Origin of the sequence: Arthrobacter sp. zg-Y919, from assembly GCF_030142045.1 — a bacterium.
Taxonomy (GTDB): Bacteria; Actinomycetota; Actinomycetes; order Actinomycetales; family Micrococcaceae; genus Arthrobacter_B.
In genome coordinates this window covers 1,525,299-1,545,904 of sequence record NZ_CP126242.1, presented here as the reverse complement: position 1 = coordinate 1,545,904, position 20,606 = coordinate 1,525,299, and the positions used below count along the sequence as shown (strand labels likewise).

Genomic DNA, 20,606 nt, shown 5'->3' with positions numbered 1-20,606 from the left:
TCCTATGCCTCTTTCGCGGTATCCAGCGCGTTCTGAACGGTCTGGAGGAGTTCGCCCCAGCTGACCACGAACTTTTCGAGGCCTTCGGTCTCCAGCTGCTCCACAACGTCGTTGTAGGAGATGCCCAGGCCGTCGAGCTGGTCCAGGACGGTGTTGGACTCGGCGTACGTGCCGGTGATGGTGTCACCGGTGACTTCGCCGTGGTCCGCAGTGGCTTCCAGCGTCTTCTCCGGCATGGTGTTCACCGAGTTCGGTGCTACGAGGCCCGTGACGTACAGGGTGTCCGGCAGGGCCGGGTCCTTGACGCCGGTGGAGGCCCAGAGCGGACGCTGTGCGTTGGCTCCGGCGGCGCCGAGTACCTGCCAGCGTTCGGAGGCGAACTGCTCTTCGAAGACCTGGTAGGCCAGGCGGGCGTTGGCGAGACCGGCCTTGCCCTTCAGGCCCTGAGCCTCGTCGGAGCCGATGGCGTCGAGACGCTTGTCGATCTCGGCGTCCACGCGGGAGACGAAGAAGGAAGCCACCGAGTGGATGGTGGAGAGGTCGTGCCCGTTTTCCTTCGCCTGCTCAATGCCGAGCATGTACGCGTTGATGACCTCGCGGTAGCGCTCGAGGGAGAAGATCAGGGTCACGTTGACGCTGATGCCGGCGGCCAGCGTGGCGGTGATCGCCGGCAGGCCTTCCTGCGTGGCGGGAATCTTGATCAGGACGTTGGCGCGGCCAACCTTGTCGAAGAGTTCCTTCGCCTCGTTGATGGTGCCCTGGGTGTCGCGCGAGAGACGCGGATCAACCTCGATGGAGACGCGGCCGTCGACGCCGTTGGTGGCCTCGTAGACCGGTGCGAAGAGGTCGCAGGCCTGGATGACGTCGTCGGTCGTGATTTCGAAGACGGACTTGTCGACGTCGGCGCCCGAGCGCGAGAGCTGCTGCACCTGGGCGGCGTAGGACGCGCCGTTGGCCAGTGCTGCGGCGAAGATGCTCGGGTTCGTGGTCACACCGACCACGTTCCGCTCATCGATGAGCTTCTTCAGCGAACCGGAGACAATCCGTTCGCGGGAGAGGTCGTCCAGCCAGATGGAGACACCGGCTTCGGAAAGCCGGGCTGTGGGAGTGGAAGTCATTGGTGATGCTCCTTTAGATCAGGGGGTTACTGCTGGTCGCCGGTCTCGGTGGACTGCGCTCCGGAAGCGGCGCCGGTGGTGCCGTCGGGGGCGGATCCGTTGCCGCCGGCAGCGGCGAGGGAGTCGCGCGCAGCCTGGGCCACGGCGTCGGCGGTGATGCCGAATTCGCGGAACAGTGTCTTGTAGTCGGCCGATGCGCCGAAGTGCTCCAGGGAGACGCTGCGGCCGGCGTCGCCGACGATCTCGCGCCAGCCGAGGGCAATGCCCGCTTCGACGGAAACCCGGGCGCGGATGTCCTTCGGCAGGACGGACTCGCGGTATTCCTTGTCCTGCTTGTTGAACCATTCGATGCTCGGCATCGAGACCACGCGGGCAGCTACGCCTTCGGCGGCGAGGGCTTCGCGGGCCTCAACAGCAAGCTGCACCTCGGAGCCGGTGCCGACCAGGATGACGTCCGGGGTAACGACGCTGCCGTCGCGGACGGCTTCGGCGAGGATGTAACCGCCGCGTGCCGCCCCTTCGGCGGAACCGAACTCGGTGGCCGTGGCCGCACCCTCGCCACGGGCGTAGGTGGGGATGTTCTGGCGGGTGAGCACAATGCCGGCCGGGTTCTCGGTGTTCTCCAGGATGGTCCGCCAAGCGACGGCCACCTCGTTCGCGTCACCCGGGCGGACGACGTCGAGCCCCGGGATCGCGCGGAGGGAGGCCAGCTGTTCCACCGGCTGGTGGGTGGGTCCGTCTTCGCCCAGGCCGATGGAGTCGTGGGTCCAGACATAGATGGCAGGGACGCCCATCAGGGCGCCGAGGCGGATGGCCGGGCGCTGGTAGTCGCTGAAGATCAGGAACGTACCGGAGAAGGCCCGGGTGTTGCTGTGCATCGTGATGCCGTTGACGATCGACGCCGCGGCGTGTTCGCGGATGCCGAAGTGCAGCACGCGGCCGTACGGGTTGCCGGACCAGGCGTTGGTCTGCTTCCCGGCGGGAATGAAGGAGGGCGATCCTTCGATGGTGGTGTTGTTGGACTCGGCGAGGTCGGCGGAGCCGCCCCAGAGTTCCGGCAGTGCCGGGCCGATGGCGGAGAGGACCTTGCCGGACGCGGCACGGGTGGACATGTCCTTGCCGGCTTCGAAGACGGGCAGCGATGCTTCCCAGCCCTCGGGGAGCTCGCCCTTTTCGAGGCGGGCCAGCAGGGCGGAGCCTTCGGTGTTGGCTTCTTCCCAGGCCTTGAAGCCTTCGTTCCACTTCTGGTGGGCCTCGGCGCCGCGGGCTACTGCCTGCCGGGCGTGCTCGAGGACCTCGGGGTCGACGTCGAAGTTCTTGGCCGGGTCGAAGCCCAGCGTTTCCTTCAGTGCTGCCACTTCGTCGGTGCCCAGGGCGGAGCCGTGGATCTTGCCGGTGTTCTGCTTGTTGGGTGCAGGCCAGCCGATGATGGTGCGCAGGGAGATGATCGAGGGCCGGTTCGTTTCGGCCTTGGCCGCCATCAGGGCGTTGTACAGCTCGTGGACGTCTTCGACGTAGTCGCCGGTCTTGGTCCAGTCCACCCGCTGGGTGTGCCAGCCGTAGGCTTCGTAGCGCTTCAGCACGTCTTCGGTGAAGGCAATGTCGGTGTCGTCTTCGATCGAGATGTGGTTCTCGTCGTAAATCACCACGAGGTTGCCGAGTTCCTGGTGGCCGGCCAGCGAGGAAGCCTCGGCCGTGACGCCTTCCTGGAGGTCGCCGTCGGACGCAATGACCCAGATGGTGTGGTCGAACGGGCTGGTGCCCTCGGCGGCGTCGGCGTCCAGGAGGCCGCGCAGCCGGCGCTGGGCAAACGCGAAGCCGACGGAGGAGGCAAGGCCCTGGCCCAGCGGTCCGGTGGTGATTTCGACGCCGTCGGTGTGGCGGTATTCCGGGTGGCCGGGAGTCTTGGAACCCCAGGTACGCAGGGACTGCAGGTCTTCGAGTTCCAGGCCGTAGCCGGAGAGGAAGAGCTCAATGTACAGGGTCAGGGAAGTGTGCCCGGGGGACAGGACGAAGCGGTCGCGTCCGATCCACTGCGGATCGGACGGATCATGGCGCATGACCTTCTGGAATAGAAGGTAGGCGGCCGGGGCCAGGCTCATGGCCGTGCCGGGGTGGCCGTTGCCGACCTTTTCGACGGCGTCGGCTGCGAGGACACGGACGGTGTCCACTGCCTTGCGGTCGGTCTCGGTCCAGATCAGTTCTTGCTCTTCCATATGTGGCACGTTTACCGGGCCCCTCTCTCTGCAGATAACCGGCGCCATACAGCTGCCGGACATGCCCGGATGCCCCCGTGAACGGGGTGCGTCCGGTTCCTTTACCACTACAACCAACGGCAGACGCAAATCCATACCGCGTTCACGGCATAACTTGTTCCGCATTCCACAGCAGAGCCGCGGATACTGCTTACATAGTGCTTGTTACTTTTCCCGTCCGGCAGTGATATTGGCAGGTTATTGCTGGGTTATCGCCTGCGGGACAGCTCACTTCCAACCTTATCGTCTAAGCCTGCTTCCTGCCGCCCTGGCCGCAGGTTGTCCACCTGTGTGCGGGGGCGGCGGGGACTGAGTAGAGACGGATGCGCCCATGCGTATTCCATGCTTCGATTTCTACAGCCGATAGAGGTTATGATGAGGACGGACTTTTTCGTTCCAGATTGGATAAAGTGATCGCTTCGTGACTACCCAGCATGCCGAGTCCCCGGTCCACACGGGGAAGATGACGGCGGGCCGCAAGGTCCGGGCTTACGTGGCGCTCACCAAACCGCGCGTCATCGAACTCCTGCTCGTGACCACCCTGCCCACCATGATCTTCGCCGAGCAGGGACTTCCGTCCCTGGGCCTGATCCTGGCCACGATGGTCGGCGGTGCCCTTGCTGCAGGCAGCGCAGGTGCCTTCAACTGCTACATCGACCGCGACATGGACAAGCTCATGAAGCGGACCAAGAACCGTCCGCTGGTCACCGGCGAGGTTTCTCCGCGGGAGGCAATGGTCTTTGCCTGGGTGCTGGGTATTGTCTCCATCGTCCTGCTCTGGTTCGGTGCCAACCCGCTGACGGGTCTGCTCGGCGTCGGCGCCATCCTGCTCTACGTGGTCTTCTACACGCTGATCCTCAAGCGCCGCACCACCCAGAACATTGTCTGGGGCGGTGCCGCCGGCTGCATGCCCGTGCTCATCGCGTGGGCTGCCGTCACCAACAAGGTTGAATGGCCGGCCATCATCCTGTTCATGATCATTTTCCTGTGGACGCCGCCGCACTACTGGCCCCTGTCGATGAAGTACGGGGAGGACTACCGCAACGCCAGCGTGCCGATGCTCGGTGCGGTCGCCGGTGCGAAGCTCGTCTCCGTCCAGGTGGTCCTGTACGCCTACGCCACGGTGGCCTGCTCCCTGCTCCTGATTCCTGTCGGCGGTGCCGGCTGGGTCTACACCATTGCCGCGGTGCTGTCCGGCGGCTGGTTCGTAGCCGAGGCGCACAAGCTGCACTCCCGGGCGCAGCGCGAAGACCTCAACGACAAGTCGGCCATGAAGGTCTTCCACCTGTCCATCAGCTACCTCACGATCCTTTTCCTGGCCCTGGCCGTGGACCCGTTCGTGGGAAGCGCGCTGGTTTAGCTTTTCACTCCGCTTTACGGTGGCCGGATCCCCTCGGGGTCCGGCCATTGTTGTGTCCGGGGGCGTTGGTGCTGGGTGCGGGCCGGGGTGGGGCGTTGTGTCCGGGTGGGGGTAGGGCGTTCCGGAACTGCGGCAACGAAACTCCCGGCCCGCGGAGCTCGCAGGAGTATTAAAGCCGCCTAACCCCGTCCTTCGCGCTGCTCCAGCAATGACTCGCTGGCATCACCAGGACGGGGGGGCATTGTGCGGGGGACAGCCACTGCGCACAGCATCCCAGACATTGGGACAGGTGGTACCGGTGGGACCACTGCAGGCACAGCAGCACCAGGGTGTGGGACCCTGTGCGGGAATCGTCCCGTCCCGAGCACAGCATCCCAGGAAGGGGGACGGCTGTTGTTGGTGGGGCCACGCCAGCCACTCGAGCCCCAGGGCGTGGGACCCTGTGCGGGGAACAAGCCCTCCGGAGCACAGCAGCCCAGGCTTGGGGACAGGTGTTGCTGGTGGGACCACCCCAGCCACAGCAGCACCAGGGAGTGGGACCCTGTGCGCGCCACCCTCCGGTTTGTCGGAAACCCTCCACTTTGTGGCAATCCCTCCGCCGCACGGTGCAGGGTTTGTCACGAACCGGAGGGAATCAGGCAGCGCAGTCCAGAAGCTGCCCGCATAGCGATGTTCCAGCTCTTCCGACCACGGCATTACAGAACTTGGGACACGTGAGCCTGGTGAGTGAACCAGCGGGTGGGACCCTGTCCGGGGGATAGTCCCCTGCGAGCGGCCATAGCCATCCGGAGTACAGATTCGGTAGTACAGATAACGGGGCTAAAAAGCCCGGATGACCCCGTTATCTGTACACCCAGTGCCCCGGGAACCGCAGATGACCCCGTTATCTGTACACCCAGTGCCCCGAAACCCCGCATGACCCCGTTATCTGTACAGTCAACGATCGGCCGGACCCCACCCGCCTGTTCATGGTGCAGTTGATGCTGCCAGTGGGCAGTCCAAACAGCATCAACTGCACTATGAACGCTTGACCCGCGTTCCTTGCCCCAGAACGCTCCAACGGCGGCGCCGGAGACGGAAGACCGGAGTGGGAAGACCGGACACAAAAGAAGGGCCGGACCCCAGGGGATCCGGCCCTTCACGGAACGGCGCTACTTCCGTCCGAGAATGCTTCCAGCAGGTACTACTTCCGGCCAGCCGGGGACTTCCGGCCCCGGACGTTCCTGGCCGCCCGGGCCTGGGCCACAGCAACAGCCGCACCACCGGGAACCTGCTTGTTGAATCCAATGTAGACAGTCTGCGCAGCGGCAGCCGTCAGCAGGCAGGCACCCAACATGTGCAGCGCCACCAGGGCAATGGGCAGGTGCAGGAAGTGCTGGGCATAGCCGATCGCAGCCTGGGCCAGGACGACGACGGCGAGCAGCACCACTGCCCGGCGTACCCGTGCATCCGCGTTCCGGCGGTAAACCAGGTACAGGGCGACGGCCAGGGCAAAGACCAGCAGATAGACAGGGACCACGTGGATGCGGGTGATCAGGTCCGGGTTCAGTCCGTTGCGTGCTGCGCCATGGTCTCCGGCGTGCGGACCGGAACCGGTGACCACAACGCCCAGCACCACGGTCAGCGCGGACAGGACACCGATGGCGCCCAGCAGCGGACGCAGGGTCTTATCTGCCAGCGGCGCGTGGCGGGCGGCAAGATCGAGGACGGAAAGCCGGGTTCGGTTCACCATCACCACGGCAACGCTGATCATGACCGTGGAGGCAAGGAAGTGCAGCCCCACGACCCACGGATTGAGGTCGGTCAGGACGGTGATCCCGCCGATGACGGCCTGGGCCGGGACGCCGGCCAGCAGGCCGATGGACAGCCACCAGAGATCGCGGCGTTCATGGCGCACCCGCCAGACGGAGAACACCGTCGCGAAGGCAACCGCGGTCAGCACGAACGTCAGCAGCCGGTTGCCGAACTCAATGATCCCGTGTAGACCCATTTCCGGCGTCGTCACGAGGGAATCGGCAGTACACAGCGGCCACTCGGGGCAGCCCAGGCCGGACGCTGTCAGCCGCACGGCGCCGCCGGTCACCACGATCACGATATTGGCCACCAGCGAGGCAACGGCGAGGCTGCGGATGAGGCGTCCCGCGGCGGGAACGTGGGTTTGCCGGGCGGGGACACCAGCCGAGGTCTGTGACACGGTTTCTAACTCCATTTGAACCATCGGACGGCACCCAGGCCGCCCAGTACTGTCCACACCAGAAGAATCAGGGTGGCGGAAATGTTGAACTGTGAATCGATGAGGGCCGAGCGCAGGGCGTCACCCAAGGCAGCCGACGGAAGGACCTCGATGAAGGGCTGCAGCACGCCGGGCAGGTGCCCCACGGGGATGATGATACCGCCGGCGGCCGCCAGGAGGATCCAGAGCAGGTTGGTAATGGCCAGGGTTGCCTCAGGCCGCACGGTGCCGGCGACCAGCAGGCCCAGCGCCGTAAACGCCACTGCGCCCAGGACCAACTGGGCCGCGGCCGGCAGCAGCCCGCTGAGCTCCGGCTGCCAGCCGAAGAGCAGCGCCGCCACGGACACCAGCACCACCTGGATGGCCAGGACGGCCAGGACCGCAATGACCTTCCCGGCGATCAGGCCGGCACGCCCCAGCGGGGTGGTGGAAAGGTAGCGCAGCACACCGTAGCGCCGGTCGAAGCCGGTGGCGATGCCCTGTCCGGTGAAGGCAGTGGACATGGCGCAGAGGGCAAAGATGCCCGGGGTGGCCATATTGATCCGGCTGGTGCCGTAACCGTCCAGCAGGGGAGTGACGACCAGTGCCACCATCGCGAGCAGCGGCAGGACGACGGCGAGGATCAGCTGCTCACCGTTGCGCAGCATCATGACGGCCTCGTAGCGGCCCTGGTTCAGGATACGGGCCTGAAGCGATGCGGGAGCACTCAACGGATGGTCCTTCCGGAAAGGTCGAGGAAAACGTCCTCCAGGGTGCGGGAGGCCATGTGGACCGAGGATGGCAGGATGTCCCGCTCCGCCCACCAGCCGGCCACGGCGGCGAGGTCCGGCGGTGTCAGGGTGCCGCGGACGGCATAGTGTCCGGGTGCGGCTTCCACTGCTTCGAGGTGGTGCAGCGGACCGGAGGCGAGGGCTGCGACGTCAAGGCCGGGTGCGGCGTCGAACGTCAGCAGGCGCTGTTCGGCGGGGGAGCCGGCTTCGGAGATCAGCTCGGCCACGGTACCCGAGGCGACGGTCTTGCCGGCGTCGATGATGTAGACGTAGTCCGCCAGCTTCTGCGCATCATCCATCAGGTGGGTGGTGAGGATGATGCCCATCCCCTCCGCCCGCAGCTCGGCGATCAGATCGAAGACGATCTGGCGCGACTGTGGATCGAGGCCTGCGCTGGGCTCGTCCAGGAAAAGAACTTCAGGCCGGCCGATCAGCGCCGCAGCCATGGCCAGGCGCTGTTTCTGCCCGCCGGAGAGCCGCCGGATGCCGGTGTTGGCGAAGCTGCCGATGCCCAGGCGTTCCACGAGTTCAGCCACGGGACGGGGTTCCTGGTACATCCGGGCAACATGCTCCAGCAGGGCCACAGGGCGGGCCGACGGCGGGAGGCCGCCTTCCTGGAGCATCACGCCGACGCGGCTGCGCAGGTGTGCGTCCGCTCCGTAGGGGTCCTGCCCGAGCAGCCGGATTTCGCCGCCGTTAATGGGCTGAAGGCCTTGGGCACACTCCAGCGTGGTGGTCTTGCCGGCACCGTTGGCGCCGAGCAGGGCTGTGACGGAGCCGCGGTGGGCTGTGAAGTCGACGCCGGCGAGTACGCGGATCATTTTGCCGTCGAGACCAGCAACCGGGCCACAGTCCTTGATCAGACCTTTAATGGTCAGGCAGGGTTCATCGGTAGGCACCTGCATATTCTACGTTAGGTAGTACAGCGTCCCGGCACGGACGGCCTGGCCCGCTATTCCGGGCGATGGCAAGCCTTGCCTTAGTGGAATCGGGGAACAGATTAGGTCATGCTTGTGTTGTGTATTCTGTGAGCAACTCTGAGACTAAGGCAGCGGCCGTGCCTAGTGCTGCCCGCGAGGCGGAGGAGCGCACCCGGGACAAAGTACTGGGTGCCGTACTGGAACACGGTCCTGTCAGCGCTGCGGAACTGGGCGAACGGCTGGGCTTCACGCCTGCCGCCGTGCGCCGGCACCTGGATGCGCTGTCCGGGAAGGGCCTGATCCAGGTCAAGCTCGTCCGCAACTCATCCTCCGGGGCAGGGCGGCCTGCACGCCGCTACGTCCTCAGCCCGCAGGGCCAGGCACACCTGGGCAACGATTACCTTGACATCGCCACCGAAGCGCTGCGCCAGCTCGGCGCCGCCCTCGGACCCCAGGCAATTGAGGCTTTCGCCGCAGAGCGTTTCGGCCGCATGGAGGAACGCTACCGTCCCGTCGTCGAGGCCGCCGGCCCCGAGGTCGCCGACCGCGCCGAGGCGCTGGCCGCCGAACTGACCAAGGACGGCTTCGTCGCGTCGACCACCATGATCGGCGCCGCCGCGAAGAAGAGCACGCTGCTGAGTATCCAGCTGTGCCAGGCGCACTGCCCCATCCAGGGACTCGCCACGGCCTACCCCGTCTTCTGTGACAAGGAGACCGAAGTTTTTGCCCGCCTCCTGGAGGTGGACGTCCGCCGACTGTCCACGCTCTCCAGGGGCGGCCACGTTTGTACGACCCACATTCCCGTGGGCCGGACCCGATCCGCGCCGCAGGTTCCACTGCACGCCGAGACCAACCAGTCCACATCCATTCATCAGCAAGAAAGGCCGTGATGACGGATCAAGTAACCCAGAAGCCAACGGCACCTTCCATGGTGCCGGAGTCTGTGATTTCAGACATCCTGGAGAAGAACCCCGAACTCGAGGGCATCGGTACATACGAGTACGGATGGGCAGACTCGGACATTGCCGGCGCAACCGCCCGCCGTGGCCTGAGTGAGGAAGTCGTCCGCGACATTTCGGCTAAGAAGAGCGAGCCGCAGTGGATGCTGGACCTTCGCCTGAAGGGCCTGAAGTACTTCGAGCGCAAGCCCATGCCGACCTGGGGCGCAGACCTCTCCGGCATCGACTTCGACAACATCAAGTACTTCGTGCGCTCCACGGAGAAGCAGGCGAACACCTGGGAAGACCTTCCCGAGGACATCCGCAACACGTACGAGAAGCTCGGCATCCCCGAAGCTGAGCGCGGCCGCCTGGTTTCCGGCGTCGCAGCGCAGTACGAGTCCGAGGTGGTGTACCACCAGCTCCGCGAGGACCTGGAACGCCAGGGCGTTATCTTCCTGGACACCGACACCGCGCTGAAGGAACACCCGGAGATGTTCCAGGAATACTTCGGCACCGTCATCCCGGTCGGTGACAACAAGTTCGGCTCGCTGAACACTGCCGTGTGGTCCGGCGGCTCCTTCGTTTACGTCCCCAAGGGCGTCCACGTGGAGATCCCGCTGCAGGCCTACTTCCGTATCAACACGGAGAACATGGGCCAGTTCGAGCGCACCCTGATCATTGCGGACGAGGATTCCTACGTCCACTACATCGAGGGCTGCACCGCACCGATCTACACCTCGGACTCGCTGCACTCCGCCGTCGTCGAAATCATCGTGAAGAAGGGCGCCCGCGTCCGCTACACGACCATCCAGAACTGGTCCAACAACGTGTACAACCTGGTGACCAAGCGCGCCATTGCACACGAAGGCGCGACCATGGAATGGATCGACGGCAACATCGGCTCCAAGGTCACCATGAAGTACCCGGCTGTCTACCTGGTCGGCGAGCACGCCAAGGGTGAGACGCTGTCCATCGCCTTCGCCGGCGAAGGCCAGCACCAGGACACCGGATCCAAGATGGTCCACATTGCCCCGAACACCAAGAGCTCCATCATTTCCAAGTCCGTGGCCCGCGGCGGCGGACGCGCCGCCTACCGCGGCCTGGTCCAGGTCCGCGAAGGCGCCACGCACTCGGCCAACACCGTGCGCTGTGACGCCCTGCTGGTGGACACGATCTCCCGCTCGGACACGTACCCGTACGTGGACATCCGCGAGGATGACGTGACCATGGGCCACGAAGCGACTGTTTCCCGCGTCAGCGAGGAGCAGCTGTTCTACCTCATGTCCCGCGGCCTTCCCGAGGACGAGGCAATGGCAATGATCGTGCGCGGCTTCATTGAGCCGATCGCCCGTGAGCTGCCGATGGAATACGCCCTTGAACTCAACCGCCTCATCGAACTCCAGATGGAAGGAGCCGTCGGTTAATGTCGAAGCTTAACGACGTCGTCGAAACCGTGACCGAAAAGGTCAGCAATGTAGTGGAGGAGGTCAAGGCGAAGGTAGGTTCCCCTCGGGAAACCAACCGTGTACGCATTGACGGCTTCACCGAGGAGGGCGAAAACCTTTCCCCGCTGAACGAGGCCTCCTCACCGCTGGGCGGCGACAGCAGCAAGTCCCACAGCCACGGTGGCGGAGAGGGCATCCCGGACAGCTCACGCGCCGGCCGGACCACCTCTTTCCACCGTGCTGACTTCGGCAAAATGACCGGACGTGAAGAAGACTGGCGGTTTACCCCGCTCAAGCGCCTGCGCGGCCTGCACACCGCGGACCTGGACGGCACGGCTCCCGAGCTCGCCGTCGTCGCGCCCGACGGCGTGCGGGTTGAAAGCATTGCCCGCACCGATGCCCGCATCGGTTCGGCAGGCATCCCCGAAGACCGGGTTGCCGCCGCCGCGTGGGAAGACTTCCGCGAGGCCACTGCCGTGACCATTCCCGCCGAGACCGTGGTCGATGGCAGCGTCACGCTGACCATCAACGGTGTCAGCAAGGATCCGTCCGCGCAGCACATCGTCATCACCGCGGAGAAGTTCTCCAAGGGTGTTGTGGTCCTGGACCACAAGGGTTCGGCAGTGCTGTCCCAGAACGTGGAAATCGTGGTGGGCGACGGTGCGGAACTGACCGTTGTCTCCGTCCAGGACTGGGACGACGACGCGGTGCACGCCTCCGCGCAGTACGCCAAGATCGGCCGCGACGCGAAGTTCAAGCACGTCGTCGTCAGCCTCGGCGGCGACCTGGTGCGCGTCACGCCGTCCTCCAAGTTCACCGCCACCGGCGGCGACGTGGAGATGTTCGGCCTGTACTACGCAGATGCCGGCCAGCACCTGGAACAGCGCCTCTTCGTGGACCACGCCGTGGCTAACTGCAAGTCCCGCGTGATGTACAAGGGCGCCCTGCAGGGCCGCGATGCGCACACTGTCTGGGTTGGCGACGTCCTGATCCGCAAGGAAGCTGAAGGCACCGATACGTACGAGGTCAACCGCAACCTGCTGCTGACCGAGGGCGGCCGGGCCGACTCCGTGCCGAACCTGGAGATCGAAACCGGACTGATCGAAGGTGCCGGCCACGCCAGCGCCACCGGCCGGTTCGACGACGAGCACCTGTTCTACCTGATGGCACGCGGCATCCCCGAGGACACCGCCCGCCGCCTGGTGGTCCGGGGCTTCCTCACCGAGATCATCCAGCAGATCAAGGTTCCTGCCCTGGAAGAGCGTCTCACCGACGCCGTCGAGCGCGAGCTCGAAGCCTCCGGAGCCTACTGAGATCGAGTCCGGGTGCCGGAGCAATCCGGCACCCGGACCCTCTCGCCTTCCAACGCCAAAGCTTAGTAACGCACCCGCGGGTGCAAAGGAGAAAGCCAACTCGCATGTCTACTCTTGAGATCAAGGATCTTCACGTCAGCATTGAGACCGAACAGGGCCGCAAGCCGATCCTGAAGGGTGTCAGCCTGACCATCAACACCGGTGAGACACACGCCATCATGGGCCCCAACGGTTCCGGCAAGTCCACGCTGGCCTCCACCATTGCCGGCCACCCGCGCTACAGCGTCGACAGCGGCTCCATCACGCTCGACGGCGAAGACGTCCTCGCGATGAGCGTTGACGAGCGTGCCCGCGCCGGCCTCTTCCTGGCCATGCAGTACCCGGTTGAGGTTCCCGGCGTCACCATGACCAACTTCCTGCGTACCGCCAAGACCGCGCTCGACGGCGAAGCCCCCTCGCTGCGCCACTGGACCAAGGACGTCAAGGCGGCCATGGCCGAGCTGCGTATCGACGCCGACTTCGCCCAGCGCAACGTCAACGAGGGCTTCTCCGGCGGCGAGAAGAAGCGCGTGGAGATCCTGCAGATGGAACTCTTCCACCCGAAGATCGCCATCCTCGACGAGACCGACTCCGGCCTCGACGTCGACGCCCTGAAGATCGTCTCCGAAGGCGTTAACCGCGAGCACTCCAAGGGCGGCATGGGCACGCTGCTCATCACGCACTACACGCGTATCCTTCGTTACATCAAGCCCGACTATGTACACGTCTTCGTTGACGGCCACATCGCCGAGCAGGGCGGCCCGGAACTTGCCGACCGCCTCGAAGAAGAAGGCTACGACCGCTTCACCGGCGCCAACGCCGCCGCAGCCGGCGCCTAATAAAGACAGCTGAAGGAGCAAATATGAGCGACTCCGAACTGGCCACAACGTCCCTTGAGGACGTTGAAGAGGCCCTTAAGGACGTCATCGACCCCGAACTCGGGGTGAACGTCGTTGACCTCGGGCTGCTCTACGGACTGAAGTACGCCGAAGACGGTGCACTTCTGATCGATATGACACTGACGACGGCGGCCTGCCCGCTGACCGATGTGCTCGAAGAGCAGACCGCCCAGGCCCTGGACGGCGTCGTTGATGAGTGGCGCCTGAACTGGGTGTGGATGCCGCCGTGGGGACCTGACAAGATCACCGACGACGGCCGCGACCAGATGCGGGCCCTCGGCTTCAACATCTAGCAGGTTCTGCAGCTGAAAGGGCCGCTCCCGGAGATCCGGGGGCGGCCCTTTCTGTGTGCAGTTGTGTACGCGGCCGGGACGAGTTCGTGGTGTCCTACGGAATGACCTACCGTTCAGGCGGCGACGTGACCGGGCGGGCCCTGTTGATGGAATCCTGACGGCTCGAGGGCCAGTGGCTGCTTTGCCGCGATTTCACTGAAGTGAACGTCTGGCAGCCCGACGCCTAGGATGCTGGAGCGCCCTCAATCAGTGTCTCTGTCGGTGGATTTCCATGGCTCGGATTCGGAAGTCTGGCTCGCCGCGTCCATCCCGCGTTGCGGCTGACGGCTGACGGCCCGCTAGGTAATCGTCCTGAAAAGACGAGTATGAGAGCTTTCCTGACGGGCCGTTTTGGGCCTGTTTTCGACCCGAAATTGTCAGTGCCGGATGAAATCCTGAAGCATGGATCAGCTCGGGAACACCGAACGGATAACCGAAGAGCAGCATGAAGAAGACCAGCAGCCGGAAGGACGGACTGGTGGCGCAGAGACGCCCTGCACCCTAGCGGTGTACCGGGCGGAACTGGATGCAGATCGCGGCCCTTCCCTCTTCCCAACTTCTGCCGAGCAGGCCGCTGACGCCGCTCCGGCTGGAAGCCCTCCCTGGCGAGCCGCCAACTCCAACTCCGGTGCCGGGACCGGGGCCGGAATTACAGACACTGCTTTCACATCCGCTGCCGACGAAAGTCCTGCCAGCGCTGATGATCGGGGCGACGTAGGAAGCCCTGAGCGCCTGTACCCGGATGGCTTCACCGGAACGTTGGCGCTGCAGAACCTGGAAGCCTTCGATGAGCAAACTGTCGGAGACGCTTTAGCCAGGGTGGCGCACCTGATGTCGTGGGCGCAGGCACAGCAGGCCCGGCTGGTGAACCGGGTGGAAGAGCTCTTCACGGACCGCTTCTTCAATGCATCAGGGCGGGTTGAGCCCGGGATGGCGTTTAGTGTTGCAGCGTCCGAATGCGCGACCATTCTGAACGTTCCTCAGGTCACCGCCCAGCGCATGATGTTCGAAGCGGGCAGCCTGTGCAGTACCCATACCGCCACCCTGGCCGGTCTGGAAGAAGGACGGTTCAGCTACGCCCACGCGCAGGTGGTGCTGGACCAGTGTCAGAACGTCCCCTCCGCTGCACTGCCGGAATTCGAATCCGAACTGCTCGAGGCTGCCGAGGGGCAGACCCGGGCGCAGTTCTCCGCGAAGGCCCGGCGGCTGCGCGAGAAACAGTACCCGGACGCCATCGCGAAAAGACACCTCACCGCGTTCGAGCAGCGCAAGGTCACTCTGGATCGTGAAGAGGATGGCATGTCCTGCCTGTCGGCTCATCTGCGGGCCGAGGAGGCCCAGCAGATTTACGCAACACTGACTACCGCAGCGCGGGGCGAACAGTCCGATGGGGATACCCGGACCGCGGATCAGCTGCGGGCAGACATCCTGGCGCAGCTGCTGATGGGCGGGCTCAGCTCCACGCGTGGCGGCGGGGTGGGGAGCCATCGCGGGACAGCAACGGGCGCGGATGGAATCGACTGCCGGGATGGCGATGAGACCGGTGCCGTGCCGCGGGCGGAAATCATGGTCCTGATCAACGCCGAAACACTGTTCGGTGCCGATGACCGGCCGGCGGAACTGCACGGCTACGGACCCATCAGCGCCGAGGCTGCCCGCAGGCTCGCTCGCAACGCCGCAGGTTGGACCGGACTCGCGCAGGACCCGCGGACCGGGGAAATCCTTGGGGTGGGAAGGCGGCGAAAAGTGCCCGCCGGACTGCGCCGCTGGCTGCGTGCCCGGGACGGGACCTGCCGGTTCCCCGGCTGCCGGGTCACTACCGCGAACGCGGACATCGACCACACAACTGATTGGGCGAAAGGTGGTCCTACCGACCACGGGAACCTGGAACACCTGTGCCGCCGGCATCACCGGTTCAAGACACTTGGTTATTGGAAAGCCTGCCAACCCACGCCCGGGGTGATCCAGTGGACCTCGCCCACCGGACGCGCCTACCGGACCGATCCCTTCCTGGAACTGGGCCCACCGAATGTGGCACCTCATCCGGCATCCGGTCCGGGGAGTGGCAAAGGACCGGAGGCAGCACCGCCGTTCTGACACCGCGCTGCCACGGTCGAACGCGGCCGCCCTACGGGTGATCAGACGTTCGTTCCGCCCTACGCGTGAGCAGGCATGCGGCCAGCCCCCTTACGGCCGGGACAGATCCGCAGCGCTGAAGGTATCGCACGCTTCCAGGCTGCCGCCGTCGTTGTAGCCCGCAAGGAACCAGGCCTGGCGCTGCGCGCTGGAGCCGTGGGTCCAGCTTTCCGGGTTGACCTGTCCGGTGGCCGACGCCTGGATCCGGTCATCGCCGATGGCAGATGCAGCCGACAGGGCGTCACTGATGTCCGCCTCGGTGAACGGAGCCAGGAACGGCACGTCCGAACCCGGAGCCGGCTGGTCCGCCGCATGCCGTGCCCACAGGCCGGCATAGCAGTCGGCCTGCAGCTCCGTGCGTACCGAGGCGGAGTCGGCGCCCTGCGGGTCCGCGTTCCGGCCCGCACTGGAACCGGTGATCTGCTGGATGTGGTGGCCGAACTCATGCGCAACCACGTATTCCTGCGCCAGCGGGCCGCCGGAGGATCCGTAGTCGGTGACCAGATGGGAGAAGAACGCGGTGTCGTAGTACGTCTGCTCGTCCGCCGGGCAGTAGAACGGTCCGACGGCGCTGGTGGCCGCACCACAGGCAGTGTTGGTCTGGTCCGTAAAGAGGACGACGCCGGGTTCCGTATAGGTCTGGCCGTAGCCGGCCAGGTACGGCTCCCAGAAGCTGTCGAGGCTCTCGGCAGTGCCGAGGATGCGGCAATCCAGCCGCTCGTTGGCATCTTCACCGTTGAGGCAGGTATCGATGCTTTCGGACTGCGCCTGGCCGGCAGCGACGCCGGACCCGTCGCTGAGACCCAGCCCGTCAATCACATCCGAACCGAAGAACAGGGACAGGATCAGCAACAGACCGCCGCCCAGTCCGCCACCTACGGCGATGCCTTTACCTTTACCGCGCCGGTCACTGACCCGTGAAGAATCCAGCCGGGCGTTGTTGTTGAAACTCATGTGCCCAGATTATCGGTTGCCTCGGGCAACCTTTGTCTCCGAAGCTTCGCCGATTCCGCGTGCCGCCAGGGCATCGCCGGTCTGACGGGCATAGGCGACCGCCCGGATGACTACCGGAACGGTGAGGGCCCGGGGATTCCGCTCCAGCCCGCGTGCCATGGCCGATTCGCGGACATCCCGGGCGGAGCCGAGCAGGAACGGGATGCTGCGCAGCATCAGGGCCAGGGTGAGCCCGAACCGTTCCGGGTCCGCACCCAGCGGACGCAGCGGCTGTGCCAGCGACACCAGTCCGTCCAGCAGTACCTGCGGGGCAGTGGTCAGCGGAAGCAGCCGCGCCGCCAGGACGCAGACCACGATGCTGCCGGTCACCATGACAGCGGCCGGCACCCCGTTGGTCCACCACTGAAAAATCCCCAGCAGGACCAGGACGGGCCACATCATCCTCAGCGGCTGCCAAATCCCGCGCAGCAGCCGCGCGGACGCGTAGGCGGTAAGCACCAGGACGGCAGCGACGGCGAGGACTGCGGGGGAGCGCAGCACGAGCACTGCCGCGGAGAGGATAACCAAGGCACCGGCCTTCAACGCCAGCGGCGCAGCGTGCACAGGGGAAGAGCCCGGACGGTAGGCGCCCGGCAGGTCAGTGGTGCGGACGGAACGTTTCATCCGACCCCCAGAGCCAGCGCCCGGTACGCGGTAAGTGCTTCCTCCGGACCGCCGTCGAACACCACCCGGCCCTGGTCCATCACCAGCACACGGTCGGCGTCGGCGGCGAAGTCCAAGTCATGGGTCGTGTAGATCAGCTGCTGCGGCAGCGTGGCGAAAAGCCGCCGCAGCCGCGCGGTGTTGCGCAGGTCCAGCAGGGTGCTGGGTTCATCCGCGACGAGGACGGCAGGCTCGACCGCCAGGACCGAGGCCAGCGCCATCAGTTGCCGTTCACCGCCGGACAGGTCATAGATGCTCCGGTCGGCCAGTTCCAGCAGCCCAAACGCCTCAAGCCGCGCCTCGGCTGCAGCGCGGCGCTGGGAGCGGTTCCGGACCGAGGACCGCAGCGACAGTTCGACGTCGTCCCTCCCGGTGGGCATCACCAGCTGCGAGAGGGGATCCGTGAAGACAAATCCGACGCGCCGCCGCACGGCCGCCCCCTGCCGGGCAGTGTCCAACCCGTCCACGCGAACCGAACCGGTATCCGGCAGCACCAGCCCGTTCAGCAGTTTGAGCAGCGTCGATTTGCCTGAGCCGTTGGCCCCGACGACGGCGGTACGCGCCGTGGTGAGCTCCAGCGACAGCGGGTGCAGGATCGGTTTCCGCGCCCCGCCGTCGTCGGACGGGAGCACGCTGACATCCTGCAGCAGGATCGAGGGCATCAGCGGTTCCGGCGCAGGCCAGCCGGGAAAGCCTTGAACACACTGACCGCGACCACGGCCGCCAGTATGTTCTTGACCACGTCTCCGGGCCAGAAAGCCATGTCGGCTGCCAGCGCTGCAGGGAAGGACAGGTGCGCGTTGAGCATCAGCCCGGCAATTCCGGCCGGATGGACCACCAGGAAGCTCGTCGCCAGCGCCGCGGCGAACAGCAGGACGGTCCGTGCCCGCCGGGTACGCCGGAGCACCAGTCCTGACAACAGCCCGACGACGGCGGCGGCCACCGGGAAGGACAGCAGGTACCCGGCGGAGGGCGCCGCGAGCACGCCCAGCCCTCCGCTGAAGCCACTGAAGACCGGCAGCCCGGCCAGTCCCGCCAGCAGGAAGAGCCCCACGGCGGCAGCTCCCCGGCCGGGCCCAAGGAGGATCCCGGTGAGCATAACGGCCAGTGTCTGCAGGGTGATCGGTACACCGGCACCCAGCGGCACTCCGGGAAGGATGGAGAAAACCGCGGTGAGTGCAGCGAAGACGGCAATCAGGGACAGGTCCGCGGACGTCCACCGGCGGCCGGAGCGCAGTCCGGTGCGCGCTGAACCGTGGGCACCGTTGCCGGCGGGGGGAGCGGGGCGGGGCGCGTCGGCCGAAGTGTTGTTCATCGCTGTACTTTTCCTTGTAGGGGAAGAAAAACGGACCGGGATGCGTTTTGAACACTAGCTGCGCAGGGGCGGGATTCCATTGGAGGTTTTCTACAAATGGACGATGGCGGCTAGACTGGAAAGGCTGTTACGGCCAACCAGGCCCCCATGACCGGTCCAAGTGACCCTTCCCTCCTCGATGGACTCCCATCGTTTTGAGGCCCGCGCACCGCGCAGCGTATCTGCAATACCAAAAACCTTCGAAAGGTCCACTGAGTGATTTCCGTATCTGGTCTCGAGCTGCGTGCAGGCGCACGGCTGCTCATGGAAGCGGTTTCATTCCGTGTTGACAAGGGAGACAAAATCGGGCTGGTGGGCCGCAACGGCGCCGGCAAGACCACCCTGACCAAAGTCCTCGCCGGTGAGGCCCTTCCGGCTTCCGGCACCGTCAAACGGGTCGGCGACATCGGCTACCTGCCCCAGGATCCGCGGACCCCGGACATGGACCAGCTGGGCCGTGACCGCATTCTTTCGGCCCGTGGCCTGGACCTGGTCTCGGCGCAGCTGAAGAAGTGCCAGGACGAAATGGCCAGCGACGACCCGAAAATCTCGCAGAAGGCCATGAACCGGTATGACCGGCTGGAGTCCGAGTTCCTGTCCGCCGGCGGTTACGCCGCGGAGTCGGAAGCGGCCACCATCTGTGCCAACCTGGCCCTCCCGGACCGGCTGCTGAACCAGCCCCTGAAGACCCTTTCCGGTGGCCAGCGCCGCCGTGTGGAACTGGCCCGGATCCTGTATTCCGACGCCGAGACGATGCTCCTCGATGAGCCCACCAACCACCTCGACGCCGATTCCATCGCCTGGCTGCGCGAATTCCTGAAAAACCACACCGGCGGCCTGATCGTGATCAGCCACGACACCGAGCTCCTTGAAGCAACCGTGAACAAGGTCTTCAGTCTGGATGCCAACCGCGCCACCATCGACATCTACAACATGGACTGGAAGCGCTACAAGATCCAGCGCGAGACGGACGAGCGTGCCCGGAAGCGCGAACGCGCCAACACCGAGAAGAAGGCAGGCATCCTGCTGGCCCAGGCCAACAAGATGAAGGCCCGCGCCTCCGGTGCCTCCGCGGCACAGAGCATGCTCAAGCGCGTCGACCGCCTGATGGGCGGCCTGGACGCCGTCCGCGCCACCGACCGCGTCGCTGCGCTGCGCTTCCCGGATCCGGCACCGTGCGGCAAGACGCCCATGACCGCAGAGGGCCTGAGCAAGAGCTACGGTTCGCTGGAAATCTTCACCGACGTGGACCTGGCGATCGACCGAGGATCCAAGGTGGTCATCCTGGGCCTGAACGGCGCCGGCAAGACCACCCTGCTGCGGATGCTGGCCGGCGTCGACAAGCCGGATACCGGCAAGGTCATCGCCGGACACGGACTCAAGGTGGGCTACTACGCCCAGGAGCACGAAACCCTCGATACGGACCGGACGGTCCTCGAGAACATGCGTTCCTCCGCCCCCGACATGGACGACGCCGAGGTCCGCAGTGTGCTGGGCTCCTTCATGTTCAGCGGCGACGACGTCGAGAAGAAGGCCGGCGTCCTTTCCGGCGGCGAGAAGACCCGACTGGCCCTGGCCACGATCGTGGCGTCCTCGGCCAACGTGCTGCTGCTGGATGAGCCCACCAACAACCTGGACCCCGCCTCCCGTGCGGAAATCCTGGGCGCCCTGAGCAACTACACCGGCGCCGTGGTGATGGTCAGCCACGATGAGGGCGCCGTCGCGGCGCTGAACCCCGAACGCGTGGTGCTGCTGCCGGACGGCGACGAGGACCACTGGAACGAGAACTATCTTGAACTGGTGACGCTGGCCTAACCGCCACCGCCTCTTTGGCA

17 protein-coding genes are annotated in these 20,606 nt (G+C 65.5%); 8 read left to right on the top strand and 9 right to left on the bottom strand.

The features are described from left to right. Positions 1-2: 2 nt before the first annotated feature. Entirely contained in the window at positions 3-1,118 is a 1,116-nt protein-coding gene (gene tal, locus QNO10_RS07325; RefSeq protein ID WP_229948276.1) for a transaldolase, read from the bottom strand. Positions 1,119-1,144: 26 nt separating this feature from the next. Continuing rightward, a complete protein-coding gene (tkt, locus tag QNO10_RS07320) occupies positions 1,145-3,334 on the bottom strand; it encodes a transketolase (protein ID WP_229948278.1) in 2,190 nt (729 codons plus the stop codon). 460 nt (positions 3,335-3,794) lie between these two features. On the opposite strand from tkt, the gene QNO10_RS07315 reads away from it, so the two are divergent. Next, entirely contained in the window at positions 3,795-4,733 is a 939-nt protein-coding gene (locus QNO10_RS07315) for a heme o synthase (RefSeq protein ID WP_283995878.1), read from the top strand. Between the two features lie 1,183 nt (positions 4,734-5,916). Here QNO10_RS07315 and QNO10_RS07310 read toward each other — a convergent pair. From QNO10_RS07310 to QNO10_RS07300, 3 genes are read right to left on the bottom strand one after another with little or no spacing between them, the layout of a single operon-like run. Further along, a complete protein-coding gene (locus tag QNO10_RS07310; protein ID WP_229948280.1) occupies positions 5,917-6,927 on the bottom strand; it encodes a COX15/CtaA family protein in 1,011 nt (336 codons plus the stop codon). Between the two features lie 5 nt (positions 6,928-6,932). Then, positions 6,933-7,676, bottom strand: a complete 744-nt coding sequence (locus QNO10_RS07305) for an ABC transporter permease (RefSeq protein ID WP_229948282.1) — start codon at positions 7,674-7,676, stop codon at positions 6,933-6,935. Continuing rightward, on the bottom strand, positions 7,673-8,641 hold the full coding sequence (locus QNO10_RS07300) for an ABC transporter ATP-binding protein (protein ID WP_229948284.1): 969 nt from the start codon (positions 8,639-8,641) through the stop codon (positions 7,673-7,675). Before QNO10_RS07300 ends, QNO10_RS07305 begins: the two co-directional genes overlap by 4 nt. Positions 8,642-8,793: 152 nt before the next feature. On the opposite strand from QNO10_RS07300, the gene QNO10_RS07295 reads away from it, so the two are divergent. The 6 genes from QNO10_RS07295 (at position 8,794) to QNO10_RS07270 (ending at position 15,722) form a co-directional block, all read left to right on the top strand. Continuing rightward, positions 8,794-9,546 (top strand): helix-turn-helix transcriptional regulator, encoded by a 753-nt coding sequence (locus QNO10_RS07295; protein ID WP_229948286.1) that lies wholly within the window; start codon positions 8,794-8,796, stop codon positions 9,544-9,546. After that, a complete protein-coding gene (sufB, locus tag QNO10_RS07290; RefSeq protein ID WP_269437823.1) occupies positions 9,546-11,021 on the top strand; it encodes a Fe-S cluster assembly protein SufB in 1,476 nt (491 codons plus the stop codon). Before QNO10_RS07295 ends, sufB begins: the two co-directional genes overlap by 1 nt. Then, positions 11,021-12,355, top strand: coding sequence for a Fe-S cluster assembly protein SufD (gene sufD, locus QNO10_RS07285; protein ID WP_229948288.1), 1,335 nt, complete (start codon positions 11,021-11,023; stop codon positions 12,353-12,355). The genes sufB and sufD overlap by 1 nt, the downstream gene beginning before the upstream one ends. Positions 12,356-12,459: 104 nt before the next feature. Next, positions 12,460-13,233, top strand: coding sequence for a Fe-S cluster assembly ATPase SufC (gene sufC / locus QNO10_RS07280; protein ID WP_229948290.1), 774 nt, complete (start codon positions 12,460-12,462; stop codon positions 13,231-13,233). Between the two features lie 23 nt (positions 13,234-13,256). Beyond that, positions 13,257-13,586 (top strand): metal-sulfur cluster assembly factor, encoded by a 330-nt coding sequence (locus QNO10_RS07275; RefSeq protein WP_229948292.1) that lies wholly within the window; start codon positions 13,257-13,259, stop codon positions 13,584-13,586. Positions 13,587-14,384: 798 nt separating this feature from the next. Then, positions 14,385-15,722, top strand: coding sequence for an HNH endonuclease signature motif containing protein (locus tag QNO10_RS07270; RefSeq protein WP_284162438.1), 1,338 nt, complete (start codon positions 14,385-14,387; stop codon positions 15,720-15,722). 90 nt (positions 15,723-15,812) lie between these two features. Here QNO10_RS07270 and ypfJ read toward each other — a convergent pair whose 3' ends face one another. From ypfJ to QNO10_RS07250, 4 genes are read right to left on the bottom strand one after another with little or no spacing between them, the layout of a single operon-like run. After that, the gene (ypfJ, locus tag QNO10_RS07265) at positions 15,813-16,715 is read right to left on the bottom strand and encodes a KPN_02809 family neutral zinc metallopeptidase (protein WP_229948296.1); all 903 of its coding nucleotides are present in this window, start codon (positions 16,713-16,715) and stop codon (positions 15,813-15,815) included. A 9-nt stretch (positions 16,716-16,724) separates the two neighbouring features. After that, on the bottom strand, positions 16,725-17,378 hold the full coding sequence (locus tag QNO10_RS07260; protein WP_229948297.1) for an energy-coupling factor transporter transmembrane component T family protein: 654 nt from the start codon (positions 17,376-17,378) through the stop codon (positions 16,725-16,727). Continuing rightward, positions 17,375-18,079, bottom strand: a complete 705-nt coding sequence (locus tag QNO10_RS07255) for an energy-coupling factor ABC transporter ATP-binding protein (RefSeq protein WP_229948298.1) — start codon at positions 18,077-18,079, stop codon at positions 17,375-17,377. The genes QNO10_RS07260 and QNO10_RS07255 overlap by 4 nt, the downstream gene beginning before the upstream one ends. Beyond that, on the bottom strand, positions 18,079-18,732 hold the full coding sequence (locus QNO10_RS07250) for a biotin transporter BioY (RefSeq protein WP_229948299.1): 654 nt from the start codon (positions 18,730-18,732) through the stop codon (positions 18,079-18,081). Before QNO10_RS07250 ends, QNO10_RS07255 begins: the two co-directional genes overlap by 1 nt. Before the next feature lie 255 nt (positions 18,733-18,987). On the opposite strand from QNO10_RS07250, the gene QNO10_RS07245 reads away from it, so the two are divergent. Continuing rightward, positions 18,988-20,586 (top strand): ABC-F family ATP-binding cassette domain-containing protein, encoded by a 1,599-nt coding sequence (locus QNO10_RS07245; protein ID WP_229948300.1) that lies wholly within the window; start codon positions 18,988-18,990, stop codon positions 20,584-20,586. Positions 20,587-20,606 lie beyond the last annotated feature (20 nt).

What these genes read in the sequence shown, in the direction of transcription:
- tal (WP_229948276.1), bottom strand. Translation starts at nt 1,118, where the DNA reads ATGACTTCCACTCCCACAGCCCGGCTTTCCGAAGCCGGTGTCTCCATC.
- tkt (WP_229948278.1), bottom strand. Translation starts at nt 3,334, where the DNA reads ATGGAAGAGCAAGAACTGATCTGGACCGAGACCGACCGCAAGGCAGTG.
- QNO10_RS07300 (WP_229948284.1), bottom strand. Translation starts at nt 8,641, where the DNA reads ATGCAGGTGCCTACCGATGAACCCTGCCTGACCATTAAAGGTCTGATC.
- sufB (WP_269437823.1), top strand. Translation starts at nt 9,546, where the DNA reads ATGACGGATCAAGTAACCCAGAAGCCAACGGCACCTTCCATGGTGCCG.
- sufD (WP_229948288.1), top strand. Translation starts at nt 11,021, where the DNA reads ATGTCGAAGCTTAACGACGTCGTCGAAACCGTGACCGAAAAGGTCAGC.
- sufC (WP_229948290.1), top strand. Translation starts at nt 12,460, where the DNA reads ATGTCTACTCTTGAGATCAAGGATCTTCACGTCAGCATTGAGACCGAA.
- QNO10_RS07275 (WP_229948292.1), top strand. Translation starts at nt 13,257, where the DNA reads ATGAGCGACTCCGAACTGGCCACAACGTCCCTTGAGGACGTTGAAGAG.
- ypfJ (WP_229948296.1), bottom strand. Translation starts at nt 16,715, where the DNA reads ATGAGTTTCAACAACAACGCCCGGCTGGATTCTTCACGGGTCAGTGAC.
- QNO10_RS07260 (WP_229948297.1), bottom strand. Translation starts at nt 17,378, where the DNA reads ATGAAACGTTCCGTCCGCACCACTGACCTGCCGGGCGCCTACCGTCCG.
- QNO10_RS07255 (WP_229948298.1), bottom strand. Translation starts at nt 18,079, where the DNA reads ATGCCCTCGATCCTGCTGCAGGATGTCAGCGTGCTCCCGTCCGACGAC.
- QNO10_RS07250 (WP_229948299.1), bottom strand. Translation starts at nt 18,732, where the DNA reads ATGAACAACACTTCGGCCGACGCGCCCCGCCCCGCTCCCCCCGCCGGC.